The organism is Salmonella sp. A29-2, from assembly GCF_020150755.1.
Lineage (GTDB): Bacteria > Pseudomonadota > Gammaproteobacteria > Enterobacterales > Enterobacteriaceae > Salmonella > Salmonella enterica.
This window is the reverse complement of sequence record NZ_CP083731.1, coordinates 3,992,473-4,006,544: the sequence shown is the minus strand read 5'-3', so window position 1 is coordinate 4,006,544 and position 14,072 is coordinate 3,992,473. Positions and strand designations below refer to the sequence as shown.

Below are 14,072 nucleotides of genomic sequence, written 5' to 3'. Positions count from 1 at the left end.
TATGCGTAATCAGCTTTTCATGACGCGATATTACTCCAGCGTAGCTAAACCCGTATTAACCCCGCTGGCGTTGGCTATCGCACTGGCGCCTGCGTCGGGGTGGGCGGAAAACTATTTCAACCCGGCGTTTCTGTCTGACGACCCGTCTGCGGTGGCCGACTTATCGACCTTTTCCCGTAATGCCCAGGCGGCGGGGATGTATCGCGTTGACGTTTACCTGAACAATACGTTTCTCGCGACCAGAGACATTGCCTTCCAGGCGGTGAAGACGACGGGAAAAAGCGCGCCCACCGATGACAGCGGATTACGCGCCTGCCTGACGCCTGAAATGCTTAAAAATATGGGAGTAAACACCGGGGCGTTTCCACTGTTGGCGAAGGCGGCGGCGGGAAGTTGCCCGGATCTCGCCAGTGCGATACCGGCCGCCGGGACCCGCTTTGATTTTGCGCAGCAACGTCTCGACATTAGCATCCCGCAGGCGGCGATGGTTGCCAGCGCCAGAGGCTATATCCCACCGCAATACTGGGATGAAGGTATTAACGCGTTGCTATTGAATTACACCTTTACCGGCGCGAATAGTCAGGATCGGAGCCCAGGCGGCAGTGCGGAGAACAGCTATTTTCTTGGATTGAATAGCGGCCTTAATCTGGGGGCCTGGCGGTTACGCGACTACTCCACATGGAACGCGAATAGCGGCGATCAGAATAGCGACAGCGACTGGCAGCACATCAGTACTTATCTGGAACGTGATGTGGTCTTTTTGCAGGGAGAACTGACGGCAGGCGATAGTTATACCCCCTCCGCATTATTCGACAGCCTTCCTTTTCGCGGGCTACAACTGGCGTCTGACGACAATATGTTGCCAGACAGCATGAAGGGCTTCGCGCCGACCATTCACGGCATTGCCAGAAGCAACGCGCAAGTGACCATTCGGCAAAACGGCTACATCATCAATCAGCGCTATGTGCCGCCCGGGGCATTTACTATTAATGATCTCTATCCCACCGCCGCCAGCGGCGATTTGACTGTGGAAGTCAAAGAGTCCGACGGTTCTATTAATCGCTATAACGTGCCCTATTCCGCCGTGCCGATTCTACAACGAGAAGGGCGGCTGAAGTATGCGGCGACGGTGGCGGAGTATCGCAGCGATAGTAGTCAAAAAGAGAAGGTGAAATTCAGTCAGGCGACCTTGATATGGGGGTTACCGCATGGTTTTACGCTGTATGGCGGAACACAACTTTCCAGTCATTATCACGCGCTGGCGATCGGCAGCGGCGCAAATCTGGGCGACTGGGGCGCGGTGTCGCTGGATGTCACCCAGGCTACCAGTACGCTGGCGGATAATAACACCTACCAGGGGCAATCGCTGCGTTTCCTGTATGCCAAATCGCTTGCACAGTCAGGAACCAATTTACAGCTTATGGGCTATCGCTATTCAACCTCGGGCTTTTACACGCTGGATGATACCACGTGGAAACGGATGAGCGGCTATGACGAGGACGATCGGACTGACAGCGATAAAAGCAGGCCGGAATGGGCGGATTATTACAATCTTTATTATACCAGGAGGGGGAAAGTACAACTCGATATCAATCAACAGCTAGGCGGGTTGGGATCGCTTTTTATTACCGGCAGTCAGCAAAGTTACTGGCACACTGATGAAAAGGATTCTTTGTTGCAGGTGGGATACAGCGATACGCTGGCGGGTATTGCATGGAGCGTTTCTTACAACAATAACAAATCCGCAGGCGATGCGGAGCGCGATCAAATTTTCGCGCTGAATATCTCGGTGCCGCTAAGTCAATGGCTGCAACACGATGATGAGGTCACGCGCCATCACAATGTTTACGCTACCTTTAGCACCAGTACGGACAAACAGCATAACGTTACGCAGAATGCGGGCCTTAGCGGCACACTGTTGGACGAAAACAATCTTAGTTACAACATACAGCAAGGTTATCAGAATCACGGTATTGGCGAAAGCGGCGCCGCTAGCCTGGAATACGATGGCGCGAAAGGTAACGCCAATATTGGCTATAACGTTAGCGATAACGGCGATTACCAGCAGGTGAACTATGGCCTGAGCGGCGGCCTGGTGGCGCACGCGCATGGAGTGACGCTAAGCCAGCCGTTAGGCAATACCAATATTTTGATTGCCGCGCCGGGCGCAGCCAATGTCGGCGTTGTCGACCAGCCGGGTATTCATACGGACGCGCGTGGCTATGCGGTGGTGCCGTATGCGACGACATATCGCCAAAACCGTATGGCGCTGGACGTTAACGCCATGGCTGATGATGTCGATATTGATGACGCGGTGACTCGCGTTGTGCCGACCGAAGGCGCGCTGGTTCTGGCCAGCTTTAAAGCGCGGGTTGGCGCGCGTGCCCTGGTAACGCTGAATCATAACGGTAAGCCTGTACCCTTTGGCGCAACGGTGACGGTGAATGATCGCCATGCGGAGGCGATTGTTGACGAAGCCGGGGAGGTCTATCTTTCCGGGTTGTCAGCGCAAGGCGTTCTGCACGTTCGCTGGGGGAACCTGCCGGATCAACAGTGCGTCGCGTCCTATCATCTCTCTTCCTCCCGTCAGATTCTGAGTCGACAACATGCGGAGTGTCATTAAATGAAAATACCTCTTTTATTTGCTCTGCTGGCGGGAAGTGTCGTATCGCAGTACGCCTTCGCAGACGTGTGTAAAAACGTTAACGGTGTACCTTCCAGTATTAATTACGATTTAACGACCACTCTGACGGCAGAACAAAACCAGGTGGGAAAGACGGTTCAACTGGAAAAAAGCCAGGAAGTTAATGTACAGGCGGTGTGTCCCGCCGGCGCGTCGACCTATAGCCAGACTTATCGCTCCTATGTGTCGCCATATCCGGTCGTAGAAACGAGCGGTAACTGGAAATATTTAAAGCTGGACCCGGACTATCTTGAAGGCGGAATGCGAATTGAGGATTCTTCGGCGGGCGATATCTATCCGCCAATGAACAACGTTCTGATGGGATATGATGAAAATGTGAAAGCGGGTCAACCGTTTTACGTTCGTGACTCAAATCTGGAGTTTCAGCTCAAAATTGTTAAACCGTTCGTCGGCACGGTGAATATTAGTCCTAAGACTATGTTCAATGTTTATGTCATGACCGCCGCAGGCGATCCGCTGACAGATGTCGTATACAGCATTCTTTATAGTGGAACGGTGACCGTACCGCAAAGCTGTGAAATCAACGCCGGACAAACGATTCTGGTAAATTTCGGCGCATTATACAGCGGCAATTTCAACCATGCAGGCCAAAAGCCGGAGGGGGTACGAGCGAAAAAATTCAGCGTACCGGTAAAGTGCAGCGGTCTGGATTCGCAGGTCAATTTAACAATGCGTCTTATCGCTACGCCGGATAGCCACTTTCCCCAGGCTATCGCTTCGGATAATGCCGATGTCGGCGTAGTGGTCGAAACCGATGAAGGAAACGCGCTTATCCCCAATGATGCACAGAGCGTCGCGCCTTTTATCACCGATAGCGCCGGACGCGCTAACATCACATTGCAAGCCTACCCGGTAAGTACAACAGGCGAAACGCCAGCGGAAGGGGCGTTTACCGCACTGGCCAGCCTGCGAGTGGACTTTGACTAAATGAACAGATCACACTGCGCTCTTTTTGCCATGGGACTGATGCTGTGTCCACAAATCAATGCCAGCGCTGACGACCTCGCTTATAACCTCGAATTTACCGGCACTATTGTGGCGCAAACCTGCGACATAGATATTTCCAGTCTCAGTCAAAGTATTGATTTAGGGCAGTTTGCAGTTGGCGATTTCCCCTCGACGGGAACAACGACAAAATTTAAGCCCTTTAATATCAACCTCAAAAATTGTTCCCGAGGAATTACCGGGGCGAAGATCTGGTTTACCGGCGAACCCGATCCGGACAATCCCGCGCTACTGGCAATAACCGATACCGGAATGGGAAGCGGAAACATGTTAGCAAGCGGGGTAGGGGTGGAAATTCTGAATGATGATCAGGATACCATCAGTATCAATAATGCCGACTCGGTGGTCTATCCGTTGAAAGCCGGACGCAACACGCTGTCTTTTTATATTCGCTATAAATCGACCCGGCCGACGGTCACGTCCGGGAACGCGACGGCGGTCATGTATTTCGATATGCAGTATGAATGAGGAGCCATCGTAATTATGCGTAACGATATCCTGTACGGCATCGGGATGCTGCTGGCGGCATCCGGCGTCCAGGCGCACGATGGCCGGGTCTATGTTTCCGGAACCATCACGGACAATACGTGTTCGCTCTCTCCTGGCTCGGAAAATATTAACGTGGCGATGGGCGCGGTTTCTCAACGGCAGTTTTATCGCGCAGGCGACGGTTCCGCATGGCAACCTTTTGCTATCGATTTACAGAACTGCGGCAGCACTGCCAGCGGCGTAACGGTCAGTTTTAGCGGTGCGGCGGACAGTCGTAATACGGATTTATTGGCGCTTACCGCAGGGGAAAGCGACGCTTCAGGCATTGGGATTGCGCTTTATGATCAAAATAAAACCTTAATCCCACTGGGGCAGGAGAGTGATGTGGTGACGCTCAGTCCGGGCCAGGCGTCGGCACATCTGCAATTTTATGCGCGTTATCTTGCTGATGGCGGCGCGGTAACGCCCGGGGACGCCAATGCCTCCACAACCTTCATTCTTGCCTATGAATAAGTTCTTTTTACGCTGCGCGATATATTGGTGCTTGCTTCCCATATCATGGGCGCAGGCTGGCGTGGTAATTGGCGGTACTCGCTTTATCTATCATGCGGGCGCCCCGGCATTAAGCGTACCGGTAAGTAACCATTCAGAAGCGTCCTGGTTAATTGATACGCATATTTTACCTGGTGGCCGCTGGCCAGGAACCAAAAACGAAGGGAATATCACGCCCTTCGTGGTCACGCCGCCATTATTTATGCTTTCAGCGCGCCAGGAAAACTCAATGCGGGTGGTTTATACCGGCGGACCGCTACCCGCCGACAGGGAAAGTCTGTTTACCTTGAGTATCGCCGCCATTCCCTCCGGTAAACCTGAGGCGAACCGTGTACAAATGGCGTTTCGTTCGGCTTTAAAATTGCTCTATCGCCCTGAGGGACTCGTCGGCAATCCGCAGCAGGCCTACCGGCATCTGATCTGGTCGCTTACCCCCGATGGCGCGACGGTACGCAATCCGACACCCTATTACGTTACGCTCTTTTTATTACGCGCTAACGAGCGCGCCCAGGACAACGCCGGGGTCGTGGCTCCCTTTGCAACGCGTCAAACGGACTGGTGCCGGCACACGGTTCGCTGCACTGTGCGCTGGCAAAGTATTAATGACTATGGGCGGGTAATGCCAGCGCAAACCGTGGATCTGACGCGTATTCATTAACCTATTTTTCAGGCGTCTCCCGATAGCGGGAGGCTTTCCGATCTTATCGAACGAGACTTTTATTATGTATTATCACGCGTTAAAACTTTCCCGACTGGCGATGTTGACGTTGGCAGGCGTTGCCGTATCCGCCTCGGCAATCGCCGCCGATTCTGCCCCGACGTCGCAAATTGGCCCGACGGCGGAAGCCTACATCGTCAGTCATCCGGATAAAGTGGGAGAGGTGGTGGCGGCACTGTTGCAAATAGTCGGTGGTGATAAACTTATCATCCCCTTTTGCTGATGGAGCTGCACATGAACCCATTCAAAGGCCGGCATTTTCAGCGTGACATCATTCTGTGGGCCGTACGCTGGTACTGCAAATACGGCATCAGTTACCGTGAGCTGCAGGAGATGCTGGCTGAACGCGGAGTGAATGTCGATCACTCCACGATTTACCGCTGGGTTCAGCGTTATGCGCCTGAAATGGAAAAACGGCTGCGCTGGTACTGGCGTAACCCTTCCGATCTTTGCCCGTGGCACATGGATGAAACCTACGTGAAGGTCAATGGCCGCTGGGCGTATCTGTACCGGGCCGTCGACAGCCGGGGCCGCACTGTCGATTTTTATCTCTCCTCCCGTCGTAACAGCAAAGCTGCATACCGGTTTCTGGGTAAAATCCTCAACAACGTGAAGAAGTGGCAGATCCCGCGATTCATCAACACGGATAAAGCGCCCGCCTATGGTCGCGCGCTTGCTCTGCTCAAACGCGAAGGCCGGTGCCCGTCTGACGTTGAACACCGACAGATTAAGTACCGGAACAACGTGATTGAATGCGATCATGGCAAACTGAAACGGATAATCGGCGCCACGCTGGGATTTAAATCCATGAAGACGGCTTACGCCACCATCAAAGGTATTGAGGTGATGCGTGCACTACGCAAAGGCCAGGCCTCAGCATTTTATTATGGTGATCCCCTGGGCGAAATGCGCCTGGTAAGCAGAGTTTTTGAAATGTAAGGCCTTTGAATAAGACAAAAGGCTGCCTCATCGCTAACTTTGCAACAGTGCCCGATTTATTCAACAAATCCACGTTGTGTCTCAAAATCTCTGATGTTACATTGCACAAGATAAAAATATATCATCATGAACAATAAAACTGTCTGCTTACATAAACAGTAATACAAGGGGTGTTATGAGCCATATTCAACGGGAAACGTCTTGCTCGAGGCCGCGATTAAATTCCAACCTGGATGCTGATTTATATGGGTATAAATGGGCTCGCGATAATGTCGGGCAATCAGGTGCGACAATCTATCGATTGTATGGGAAGCCCGATGCGCCAGAGTTGTTTCTGAAACATGGCAAAGGTAGCGTTGCCAATGATGTTACAGATGAGATGGTCAGACTAAACTGGCTGACGGCATTTATGCCTCTTCCGACCATCAAGCATTTTATCCGTACTCCTGATGATGCATGGTTACTCACCACTGCGCTCCCCGGGAAAACAGCATTCCAGGTATTAGAAGAATATCCTGATTCAGGTGAAAATATTGTTGATGCGCTGGCAGCGTTCCTGCGCCGGTTGCATTCGATTCCTGTTAGTAATTGTCCTTTTAACAGCGATCGCGTATTTCGTCTCGCTCAGGCGCAATCACGAATGAATAACGGTTTGGTTGATGCGAGTGATTTTGATGACGAGCGTAATGGCTGGCCTGTTGAACAAGTCTGGAAAGAAATGCATAAGCTTTTGCCATTCTCACCGGATTCAGTCGTCACTCATGGTGATTTCTCACTTGATAACCTTATTTTTGACGAGGGGAAATTAATAGGTTGTATTGATGTTGGACGAGTCGGAATCGCAGACCGATACCAGGATCTTGCCATCCTATGGAACTGCCTCGGTGAATTTTCTCCTTCATTACAGAAACGGCTTTTTCAAAAATATGGTATTGATAATCCTGATATGAATAAATTGCAGTTTCATTTGATGCTCGATGAGTTTTTCTGATAGTTAGTCTTTGTAGAGACACAAACCTGAAATTCCGGACACCGCGCTTCAGGACATCTCCCTGGACGCCGATATCTGGCAGTATCCGGACGGTACTATCGAACGCCGGGCCAACGGTACTCCCCTGCCCTTTATGACTGACGACCGGCTATTTCACCCACGCACTTCTCCATGAAATTTAGCATCGTCGCGGTTAATGTCGAAAATTTGCCACCTGACGTGGTTGGCATCGAGGGTGAAAGGCACTGTTGCAAAGTTAGCGATGAGGCAGCCTTTTGTCTTATTCAAAGGCCTTACATTTCAAAAACTCTGCTTACCAGGCGCATTTCGCCCAGGGGATCACCATAATAAAATGCTGAGGCCTGGCCTTTGCGTAGTGCACGCATCACCTCAATACCTTTGATGGTGGCGTAAGCCGTCTTCATGGATTTAAATCCCAGCGTGGCGCCGATTATCCGTTTCAGTTTGCCATGATCGCATTCAATCACGTTGTTCCGGTACTTAATCTGTCGGTGTTCAACGTCAGACGGGCACCGGCCTTCGCGTTTGAGCAGAGCAAGCGCGCGACCATAGGCGGGCGCTTTATCCGTGTTGATGAATCGCGGGATCTGCCACTTCTTCACGTTGTTGAGGATTTTACCCAGAAACCGGTATGCAGCTTTGCTGTTACGACGGGAGGAGAGATAAAAATCGACAGTGCGGCCCCGGCTGTCGACGGCCCGGTACAGATACGCCCAGCGGCCATTGACCTTCACGTAGGTTTCATCCATGTGCCACGGGCAAAGATCGGAAGGGTTACGCCAGTACCAGCGCAGCCGTTTTTCCATTTCAGGCGCATAACGCTGAACCCAGCGGTAAATCGTGGAGTGATCGACATTCACTCCGCGTTCAGCCAGCATCTCCTGCAGCTCACGGTAACTGATGCCGTATTTGCAGTACCAGCGTACGGCCCACAGAATGATGTCACGCTGAAAATGCCGGCCTTTGAATGGGTTCATGTGCAGCTCCATCAGCAAAAGGGGATGATAAGTTTATCACCACCGACTATTTGCAACAGTGCCGTCAGGAAGAATCATCCAAAGCTGCCGAACTGCAAGCTCGTCAGGAGAAACTTGACGCCCTGCGTAAGTTAATGGAAGAAGATGGTATCAACCCGGAAGAGCTGCTTGGCTCATTCCAGGCCAAATCTACGGCTACCAAGAAAAGCCGTGGACCACGCCCGGCCAAATACTCATTTACTGATGAAAATGGCGAAACAAAAACGTGGACTGGACAGGGCCGTACCCCCAAAGCTCTGGCAGAACAAATTGCAGCCGGTAAAAGTCTTGATGATTTCCTGATCTAACTTTTGCCACCAGTTTTGATAGAGGCCACTTCGGTGGCCTTTTCTCATACGGAATCAATTTCAGGTACAGAACATATGAAAAATTCAGAACCTAAGAGCTGTGATCCCTATGTGGACAGTTTGATTAGAAATGCAGATGCAAAGGAAGCCAGGGCATTTCTCAAAATATTGAAGCCCTTACCATTCCTTATCGTTATCATCGCTGTATTCTTTTTTTGGGTATCGTTTTCCCGTTTATTATCCCAGGTCGCGTAAAACCTTTTTAAAGACTCTTCTTTACCAGATATGCTCCCTCACCGGGATGGTTTCAACCTCTTCAGTTTCCCATATTGGCAAAACCGTCAGGAAATAAGACGATACCCTCCACGCTTTCCATTAAAGCGGGATGACGACGCCCAGTTCTTACGACCAGACTCCACGTTTTCGATAAGGATGCCTTTGGGCCCTTCTAACGAGGCCACCTCAACAACCCGCACTTTCCGGATCAGTCTTGGATCCACTTCTTCCCAGATCTGGCCAACTGTAATTTCTTTTTGGGTTTGCATTTAATCTCTCGCTGTCATTTAGTGAACAAGACTAATCCTCGCCGTGGTTCAGCTTATGGCTTTATTTACGCTGACGATCCTTAGCCTTAAATTTTTGCCATCGTATCCGAAGGTTTTCGATGTTAACCGGAACCTGCATGCGTGTCGTCTCTATCTCATTCCCATGCCATTTCAGGAGATCATCATCCAACTCCCGGGCCTCCCGGCTGAAGTAAATTTTCATAGTGTCAGGGTTTATGGCGCAATGGTCATTGTCGAACAGTGTATGGATATCACGGCGAAGTAAAATTCCGTTCGTTACGTCGGGAATGCCTTCTTCATGACGTGGCGTTAAGTGCGCGGCCTCAGTACGCCAGGGGGACCTTACGCCGGTGACAACACATCGCCCGTAGCAATTCAACCTAACATCCCGGGCGAAAGGACCTTGGTCAGGACTGGTGACAGAAGTACATTCCTGGCCCTCTTTGTAGATACGCTTCGGGAAGTCGATAGTGGTTTGAGCTGTTTGGGAAAGTGACACATACGTAACCCCTTTGTATCTCTTTATCCCACCATTAAAAGTGGTAGGAATCGAGCTGGTTATGGCCACCAGTTTCACATCGCCCATTTCGACGATCTTAAGGCTCTTATTAGCGGCTACATGTAACTGGATGAATTTACCTACGTACACATCATGGTTCTCATCTTGTCTTTCAACACACAGAACGACATGGTCGAAGGTTCTCTTGTCAGAGATTACCCAGTTGCCGGTTTTCACACGGCCTGCTTCACTCACCCCTGCGGTAAGATCGGGTATGAGCGTCCCCTGCATGCCGTCAGTTCGAATTGAAAGAATTTCACCCGATAAACCCAGCTCTGCAAGCTCACTAATAAACGGTCTTTTCATCCGGCTTACCGGTTTTGGCTTCGTCATTTTCATCTTTGCTGTAGCACCTCAGTACCCCATTGCTCGTTCCTGGCGGGACAGCCGTTCATCAGCAGCCTGAAGACGCTCATCACGCCGCCGTGCTGCCAGAACCCGTCGTTCTGAAAAAGACATAGCCGCTACGTTTGGTACGCTGAGCTTACCGTCACCGGCACAAACGTTACAGCGAACATCAAATGCTCCGGCAAAATACTTTTCACGCATTTCTGGCTCCCACTCAGCCATTTCTGATTGGGTGAATCCATTTTCAAAGGCCGGGTTTTCCATGGTCCCGTGGCCTTCGCACTGGTGACAGATTATGTACTTAAATTTGCGCATGTAACGCTCCTGTATATGATGGATGAACCACTCTCGTTCAGGGTTATGGCGAAATGTTTATCGCCGCAGCGAGAGATTCAGTCTTGCTATCAATATTCCTGAAGGTTGTCCGCCTGATTTCAGGGTAAGCATTCATTCACTGGCCGGTTCTACCTTATTATTCATACAGATTAAAGTAGTTGTGCCTGCTACTGCGGTCACCTTCCTTGACAAAGTAAGCAAAGTTTGAAAAATTTAACACCGACGAAAGGCCATACCTTCGTTAGTGTGCGAAAGCCGCTTGCGAGCGACGGAATAGGTGAAAGCTTTAGTCAGGGTTAATTACCCTGTCTGCGGTGATGGGATGGCTCAGGCGTATATCATCACTCCTTCCAAAGTCCGTACACACTCTTTCAGCCTTTGCAGAAATGCAGGGGCTGTTTCATATCAGACAAGCGCAATGAAATTTTCAAATGCTTTCCAAAAATTCAAAGGCCTTAAGCTTTATCTGTATCTTACGGTCCCCGCACGGAAAGTAACTTTCCTGAACAGAAACCGCCTTGCCAGCCTTAACTTTCTAAACGGTTAAAGTTACACCAGGCTGTAAATGGTGAAACAGTTTTTGAAGCCCATGAAACACCGCTGTCGGAAAGATAACTAGCCCCAAGACGTCTAACTTCTTTTTGATGTAGAGCTAATTCTTTCGGATCGGCAATATCTTCCACCACGCTCATCATGGCCATCTGAACTCCGGGAGATGCCATTTTATAAGCTGTCGAGCTTGCAACTGAATTTTTGTAAGCGTGCAGTGAGAACCGTATTGACGAAGTGAAGCTGGTCAGGCAGGCAGAGTAACCCGCCACGGGAGCAGAGCACCCACCCGGTTCACAGGCCAGTCGGCGATGACATCAAGTACATGATGCAGATAGCGTTCCGGATCCACGCCGTTTAATTTGCACGTCCCGATAAGACTGTACAGTGACGCACCGCGCTCACCACCATGATCCGAGCCGAAGAACAGCCAGTTTTTTCTCCCCAGACTGACCAGTCGTAGGGCGTTTTCGGCAATGTTATTATCCACCTCCACCCAGCCATCTTCTGCATAGCGGGTCAGCGCCGGCCACTGGTTCAGCGCATACCCGAACGCCTTCGCCAGTTCTGAGTGCCTTGAGAGGGTTTTCTGTTTCTCCCGCAGCCACCCCTCCAGTGACGCCAGCAGCGGCAGCACTTTTTGGTGCCGGACTGCCTGCCGTTCCTCTGCTCTTTTACCTCTGAGCTCCGACTCGATGGCATACAGCTCGCCGATCCGTTTCAGCGCCTCCTCCGTCAGGGCTGACGGGGTACGGACGTGAACATCGTGGATTTTTCGGCGGGCATGGGCCCAGCACGCGGCTTCCTTTATATGGCCGTCGCGGTAGAGCTCGTTGAACCCGGCGTAGGCATCAGCCTGCAGTACGCCACTGAAGCCTGCAAGATGGGTCTGAGGGTGGATACCTTTTCTGTCCGGGCTGTAAGCGAACCACACTGCGGGGGCCAGCGCTGATCCGGCGTTGCGGTCGTCTCGAACGTACGTCCATAAGCGCCCGGTCTTCGTCTTCTTATTGCCTGGCAACAGCACCGGGACAGGCGTATCGTCAGCATGGAGTTTGCCGTCGGTCAGGACATAGTGCTGAAGGGCTTCATCCAGCGGTGCCAGCAGACGACAACACGCATCCACCCAGCCCGACAGTACAGAACGACTCAACACTACACCCTGGCGGGCATAGATCTCCGACTGGCGATACAGCGGTGTGTGCTCTGCATACTTTGAGGTCAGCACTCGGGCCAGCAGCCCCGGTCCGGCGATCCCCCGTTCGATGGGGCGCGAAGGAGCCGGGGCCTGAACGATGCGATCGCACCGACGGCAGGCATGCTTTTCACGGACTGTCCGGATAACCCGGAAGGCGCTGCGCATCAGCTCCAGCTGTTCGGCGGCATCCTCACCCAGGTAACTCAGCGAACCACCGCACTCCGGGCAACACGGCTCAGTCGGCAGCAGCCGCTTCTCATCCCGTGGGAGTGACTCAGGGAACGGTTTGCGGGTGCGGGTCTGACGCAGCGGGCGCTGCACTGCCGGGTCATCCACCCGGCCGGTCAGCGTATCGCTTTCCTGCTGCAGCAGGTTCAGGTCAGCTTCCATTTGCGCGATACGGCGGGATACCTTTTCGGAACGACTGCCGAAGTTCATCCGGCGCAGCTTATCCAGTTGCGCCTGCAGATGGTCTATTTCGCGTTCCCGGTTGCTCAGCTTTTCCTGCAGGGCGTGGATCAACGCTTCCTGTTCGGCCAGGCGCTGTTTCAGCAGAAGGATGTCGTCAGAAGAGGTGTCGTTCATAAGCCTGTATTTTACCAGGCTTATTCTGCGACAACCAGGATAAAGAGCGCTACAACATGGTCAGGGATGTCAGTAACCGCTTTGGCTGTCGCCAGTCGATACCTTCCATCAGCATCGCCAGTTGCGCCGGCGTCAGGAACACTTTGCCATCGCGGGCTGAGGGCCAGGCGAAGCGACCACGTTCCAGTCGCTTTGTCAGCAGGCACAGACCATCGCCGGTGGACCAGAGCAGTTTTACCTGACTGCCGCTGCGTCCCCGGAAGATGAAGACGTGGCCGGACATCGGGTCATCTTTCAGCGCGGTCTGCACCTTTGCGGCGAGGCCATTGAAGCCGTTGCGCATATCGGTGATACCGGCAACCAGCCAGATTTTTGTGCCTGCGGGAAGATTTATCATACAGGCCCCCGCATCAGTTCGCGCAGGACAGTGCTCATGAGTTCAGCAGAGGGATGAGTCAGTGTTATTTCTCCTCCCCGACATTTTATGTGGCAGGTAGCGGGAGGAGAGCAGGATGGTAGTTCGAAGGTTGGGAGAGAAGAGCCCGCCTGAAGCTGCACGGGTATCAGGGCAGGAAGCGACGATGAGTTTTTTCGGGGCCGACAGACCCGCCCTTCACGCTGCCAGAGCCTTATCCATTTAAAGAGCAGGTTATCATTGACGTCATGTTTCCGGGCCAGTGCGGCAATACTGCCTTCTTCTTCAAGAGCCAGCCTGACCAGTTCCATTTTGAATTCAGGGGAATAGTGTTTCCGGGGAAGTCTTTCTTTAGCGCGCATGAGGTGTCCACCTGCAAAATAAGTGGGTGCTTAAGTTACAGGATCCTGGATTCGGGACCAGACGGTACTCAGACGACGCTTACGAATTTTTCAGGATTGCCACTCTTTCTTTTTCTGGTCGTCCATTGTCAGACGTATTCGCATAAGTTGTACCGGCAATCAACAACGGAAGGCTGGCATTGGCACAGAAATGCATAACGCGTTTTTGCTGGAGCTGTAATTCAGTGGCTGCAAATGCTTTACCACATCCGAGGATTCCCAGAATCATAATTAAAGCTGTTTTATTCATAAAATTAAAACCGTCCTTTTTAGCTCTTTAACTGTTGCGGTTATCTCGGTGTGGATATTTCTGAAGTGTATGATACCCACTTACCTGAGACTGCCAGTATACTGGCTCAGGTATTAAACCTA

Annotated in this window: 17 protein-coding genes and 1 pseudogene; 9 read left to right on the top strand and 9 right to left on the bottom strand. The window is 51.8% G+C overall.

From position 1 onward, the window contains the following. The first annotated feature begins 1 nt into the window (after position 1). The 8 genes and pseudogenes from bcfC (at position 2) to K8W53_RS19520 (ending at position 7,398) form a co-directional block, all read left to right on the top strand. Positions 2-2,623, top strand: coding sequence for a fimbrial usher BcfC (bcfC, locus tag K8W53_RS19555; RefSeq protein WP_023224133.1), 2,622 nt, complete (start codon positions 2-4; stop codon positions 2,621-2,623). After that, a complete protein-coding gene (locus tag K8W53_RS19550) occupies positions 2,624-3,631 on the top strand; it encodes a fimbrial protein BcfD (RefSeq protein WP_023224134.1) in 1,008 nt (335 codons plus the stop codon). Next, the gene (locus K8W53_RS19545) at positions 3,632-4,177 is read left to right on the top strand and encodes a fimbrial protein BcfE (protein ID WP_001082039.1); all 546 of its coding nucleotides are present in this window, start codon (positions 3,632-3,634) and stop codon (positions 4,175-4,177) included. A 15-nt stretch (positions 4,178-4,192) separates the two neighbouring features. Then, positions 4,193-4,711, top strand: a complete 519-nt coding sequence (locus K8W53_RS19540; RefSeq protein ID WP_023224135.1) for a fimbrial protein BcfF — start codon at positions 4,193-4,195, stop codon at positions 4,709-4,711. Beyond that, the gene (gene bcfG / locus K8W53_RS19535; protein WP_077944503.1) at positions 4,677-5,408 is read left to right on the top strand and encodes a fimbrial chaperone BcfG; all 732 of its coding nucleotides are present in this window, start codon (positions 4,677-4,679) and stop codon (positions 5,406-5,408) included. Before K8W53_RS19540 ends, bcfG begins: the two co-directional genes overlap by 35 nt. A 64-nt stretch (positions 5,409-5,472) precedes the next feature. Next, positions 5,473-5,649 (top strand): annotated as a pseudogene (locus tag K8W53_RS19530) (DsbA family protein); the annotation flags it as partial. A 53-nt stretch (positions 5,650-5,702) separates the two neighbouring features. Further along, on the top strand, positions 5,703-6,407 hold the full coding sequence (locus K8W53_RS19525; RefSeq protein ID WP_001067855.1) for an IS6-like element IS26 family transposase: 705 nt from the start codon (positions 5,703-5,705) through the stop codon (positions 6,405-6,407). 175 nt (positions 6,408-6,582) lie between these two features. Next, positions 6,583-7,398: an aminoglycoside O-phosphotransferase APH(3')-Ia gene (locus K8W53_RS19520; RefSeq protein ID WP_000018321.1), complete on the top strand. Its 816-nt coding sequence runs from the start codon at positions 6,583-6,585 to the stop codon at positions 7,396-7,398. 293 nt (positions 7,399-7,691) lie between these two features. On the opposite strand, the gene K8W53_RS19515 is transcribed toward K8W53_RS19520, so the two are convergent. Continuing rightward, the gene (locus K8W53_RS19515; RefSeq protein ID WP_001067855.1) at positions 7,692-8,396 is read right to left on the bottom strand and encodes an IS6-like element IS26 family transposase; all 705 of its coding nucleotides are present in this window, start codon (positions 8,394-8,396) and stop codon (positions 7,692-7,694) included. Here K8W53_RS19515 and K8W53_RS19510 point away from each other — a divergent pair. Beyond that, positions 8,387-8,743, top strand: coding sequence for an H-NS family nucleoid-associated regulatory protein (locus K8W53_RS19510; RefSeq protein WP_065311124.1), 357 nt, complete (start codon positions 8,387-8,389; stop codon positions 8,741-8,743). The genes K8W53_RS19515 and K8W53_RS19510 overlap by 10 nt on opposite strands. A 341-nt stretch (positions 8,744-9,084) precedes the next feature. Here the strand turns inward: K8W53_RS19510 and K8W53_RS19505 are convergent, their stop codons facing one another. From K8W53_RS19505 to K8W53_RS19470, 8 genes are all read right to left on the bottom strand, one after another. Next, entirely contained in the window at positions 9,085-9,288 is a 204-nt protein-coding gene (locus K8W53_RS19505) for a hypothetical protein (RefSeq protein ID WP_001194555.1), read from the bottom strand. 61 nt (positions 9,289-9,349) lie between these two features. Next, positions 9,350-10,207, bottom strand: coding sequence for an HNH endonuclease signature motif containing protein (locus tag K8W53_RS19500; RefSeq protein ID WP_000784387.1), 858 nt, complete (start codon positions 10,205-10,207; stop codon positions 9,350-9,352). Positions 10,208-10,222: 15 nt separating this feature from the next. Next, on the bottom strand, positions 10,223-10,531 hold the full coding sequence (locus K8W53_RS19495; protein ID WP_001224687.1) for a hypothetical protein: 309 nt from the start codon (positions 10,529-10,531) through the stop codon (positions 10,223-10,225). Positions 10,532-11,079: 548 nt separating this feature from the next. Next, positions 11,080-11,253 carry a hypothetical protein gene (locus K8W53_RS19490; protein ID WP_224435200.1) on the bottom strand — a complete coding sequence of 58 codons (174 nt, stop codon included), beginning with the start codon at positions 11,251-11,253 and terminating at the stop codon, positions 11,080-11,082. A gap of 95 nt (positions 11,254-11,348) precedes the next feature. After that, positions 11,349-12,884 carry an IS66 family transposase gene (gene tnpC, locus K8W53_RS19485; RefSeq protein WP_001000406.1) on the bottom strand — a complete coding sequence of 512 codons (1,536 nt, stop codon included), beginning with the start codon at positions 12,882-12,884 and terminating at the stop codon, positions 11,349-11,351. A gap of 49 nt (positions 12,885-12,933) precedes the next feature. Next, the gene (gene tnpB, locus K8W53_RS19480; RefSeq protein ID WP_000609174.1) at positions 12,934-13,281 is read right to left on the bottom strand and encodes an IS66 family insertion sequence element accessory protein TnpB; all 348 of its coding nucleotides are present in this window, start codon (positions 13,279-13,281) and stop codon (positions 12,934-12,936) included. Continuing rightward, on the bottom strand, positions 13,278-13,610 hold the full coding sequence (locus K8W53_RS24055; protein WP_050586387.1) for a transposase: 333 nt from the start codon (positions 13,608-13,610) through the stop codon (positions 13,278-13,280). The genes tnpB and K8W53_RS24055 overlap by 4 nt, the downstream gene beginning before the upstream one ends. A gap of 130 nt (positions 13,611-13,740) precedes the next feature. Continuing rightward, positions 13,741-13,950 (bottom strand): hypothetical protein, encoded by a 210-nt coding sequence (locus tag K8W53_RS19470; protein WP_223533973.1) that lies wholly within the window; start codon positions 13,948-13,950, stop codon positions 13,741-13,743. Positions 13,951-14,072: the final 122 nt, after the last annotated feature.

Coding starts and splice junctions, on each gene's coding strand:
- bcfC (WP_023224133.1), top strand. CDS start 2: ATGCGTAATCAGCTTTTCATGACGCGATATTACTCCAGCGTAGCTAAA.
- K8W53_RS19550 (WP_023224134.1), top strand. CDS start 2,624: ATGAAAATACCTCTTTTATTTGCTCTGCTGGCGGGAAGTGTCGTATCG.
- K8W53_RS19545 (WP_001082039.1), top strand. CDS start 3,632: ATGAACAGATCACACTGCGCTCTTTTTGCCATGGGACTGATGCTGTGT.
- K8W53_RS19540 (WP_023224135.1), top strand. CDS start 4,193: ATGCGTAACGATATCCTGTACGGCATCGGGATGCTGCTGGCGGCATCC.
- bcfG (WP_077944503.1), top strand. CDS start 4,677: ATGCCTCCACAACCTTCATTCTTGCCTATGAATAAGTTCTTTTTACGC.
- K8W53_RS19525 (WP_001067855.1), top strand. CDS start 5,703: ATGAACCCATTCAAAGGCCGGCATTTTCAGCGTGACATCATTCTGTGG.
- K8W53_RS19520 (WP_000018321.1), top strand. CDS start 6,583: ATGAGCCATATTCAACGGGAAACGTCTTGCTCGAGGCCGCGATTAAAT.
- K8W53_RS19510 (WP_065311124.1), top strand. CDS start 8,387: ATGGGTTCATGTGCAGCTCCATCAGCAAAAGGGGATGATAAGTTTATC.
- K8W53_RS19515 (WP_001067855.1), bottom strand. CDS start 8,396: ATGAACCCATTCAAAGGCCGGCATTTTCAGCGTGACATCATTCTGTGG.
- K8W53_RS19505 (WP_001194555.1), bottom strand. CDS start 9,288: ATGCAAACCCAAAAAGAAATTACAGTTGGCCAGATCTGGGAAGAAGTG.
- K8W53_RS19500 (WP_000784387.1), bottom strand. CDS start 10,207: ATGAAAATGACGAAGCCAAAACCGGTAAGCCGGATGAAAAGACCGTTT.
- K8W53_RS19495 (WP_001224687.1), bottom strand. CDS start 10,531: ATGCGCAAATTTAAGTACATAATCTGTCACCAGTGCGAAGGCCACGGG.
- K8W53_RS19490 (WP_224435200.1), bottom strand. CDS start 11,253: ATGGCCATGATGAGCGTGGTGGAAGATATTGCCGATCCGAAAGAATTA.
- tnpC (WP_001000406.1), bottom strand. CDS start 12,884: ATGAACGACACCTCTTCTGACGACATCCTTCTGCTGAAACAGCGCCTG.
- tnpB (WP_000609174.1), bottom strand. CDS start 13,281: ATGATAAATCTTCCCGCAGGCACAAAAATCTGGCTGGTTGCCGGTATC.
- K8W53_RS24055 (WP_050586387.1), bottom strand. CDS start 13,610: ATGGAACTGGTCAGGCTGGCTCTTGAAGAAGAAGGCAGTATTGCCGCA.
- K8W53_RS19470 (WP_223533973.1), bottom strand. CDS start 13,950: ATGAATAAAACAGCTTTAATTATGATTCTGGGAATCCTCGGATGTGGT.